2 protein-coding genes are annotated in these 1,654 nt (G+C 45.5%); both read right to left on the minus strand.

What is annotated here, in order from left to right; translation table 11 throughout:
- Window positions 1-65 precede the first annotated feature (65 nt).
- Entirely contained in the window at window positions 66-290 is a 225-nt protein-coding gene (locus tag NV381_RS38070) for a hypothetical protein (protein WP_258218453.1), read from the minus strand.
- Window positions 256-1,590 (minus strand): IS91 family transposase, encoded by a 1,335-nt coding sequence (locus NV381_RS38075; protein WP_258218454.1) that lies wholly within the window; start codon window positions 1,588-1,590, stop codon window positions 256-258. The genes NV381_RS38070 and NV381_RS38075 overlap by 35 nt, the downstream gene beginning before the upstream one ends.
- Window positions 1,591-1,654: the final 64 nt, after the last annotated feature.

Genomic DNA, 1,654 nt, shown 5'->3' on the forward strand with positions numbered 1-1,654 from the left:
CAGCGGGAGGAACACAAGCTTCAAAGGCGGACGCTATCGCTCCTCCATCCCACACCCGTTCCCTCTTACAGTTCTACTTTACTGCCTTCTGCTACCTCTTTCTTTGCTGCGCCTAACCTATCGGTCAGGCGGTATTCATAGCCATGTACCCCTCGGTAGTACTCCGGGTACATCTCTCCATCACAGGCTTCGCACCTAAACTGCGGCGGCACCTCAGGATCCCCGTCGTCCATCCTATCGAAGTCACGAACCACATTAAGCGGTATTTCTTCCACTTCCATACAAGTCAAACATACATACTTGACCCCTTGCTTGGACTGTAGATAGTTGCTTAGGATGATGGCCTTTTGCTTCTTTTTCTTCCCTGCCTTGCTTTTCTTCGTTACCGGTGAGATCTCGGATCATCCTTTCTAAACAGGCTTGTGCGGTTTTGCAAACCGCATATTTTACTGAAAGCTTACCTTCTTTTAGGCAGACTTCTCCCTTGTACTCATAATAACACTCACATTTTGGACACACCATGGGGTCTTTTCCTGTGTGTTCTTTTACTTTCTCGTTCCACGTTTTTCGGCGCATTGCTTTCTTCGCCTTCACGATCCATTTCCTCGCTTCTTTTTGCCATGCCGTAACAAGCTTTTTACTCAAGCTTTTCGTCCTGCGTGAATAGACGCCGTAATGCCGGATCGTCTTAAATTGTTCGTCTGGAATATGTCGAATCACCCTCGATATAAACGCTTCTACCGTAACGGTTTCTTGCTTTTCTTTCCCATCTGTTTTATCTGTATATCGAAACGTCACACACTGCCCATCATAGGCCTCGATCCGACTTATCGCGATCGCAGGTCGACGCATATAACGGCCAATATACCCTAGCTGCATCTTCACATCCCCCTTTTGCTTCGGGGCATGGATATAGAAGCCCTTTTCATTTTCTGAATAGGCCCTCTGTAACAGCGGCTGTATTTTTTTCTTTTCTTCCGCACTCACATGCTTTCTTATCAGTTTCAATACGACCGTTTGCCACTGCTTTCGCAGCATTTCAAATGGAATGAAGTCATACTTTTTCCACTCCCCATTCCTTTTCATTCCCCCCATCGTCACTAGCATATGGATATGCGGGTTGAAATTCAGCTTCGAGCCAAACGTATGGAGCCCTGCAATAATTCCCGGGATCACGTTATGCTTCTTCTCAAAATACTCCTTTATTAGACGAACCCCTTCATCCATAAACGGTTTCAGTAGTTCCCTATGTTTTAGAAATACGTCTCTTAGCCCCTCATCGATGGTCATGATCACATGACGGTGGTTCACCTGGAACACCTCTTCCGCCAGTACACGACTCCATTCCTCGGTCTCACCGCATGAACACGTTGTGCAGAATCGTCCCTTACACCGATACGGTATCATCTTCACGTCATGGCACCCCTCACATGCCACAAGTTTAAATCCTTTCTTTGGATCTCCGCAGTCGCGAAATTTGCCGATCTCCTTCATCACTACTGCACGTATGTTCTTTCCATGTTTCGTTACGAACGCTTCCCAATGCTTATGTTCGTCAAAAAATATCCGATGTAAGATGTCCTGTTTCATATCACTAATTTATCAATATTTTGAATGTGGGGGAACTCCAAAAATTTATACTTTCTATTATCTT

The organism is Paenibacillus radicis (ex Xue et al. 2023), from assembly GCF_024722015.1.
GTDB lineage: Bacteria > Bacillota > Bacilli > Paenibacillales > NBRC-103111 > Paenibacillus_S.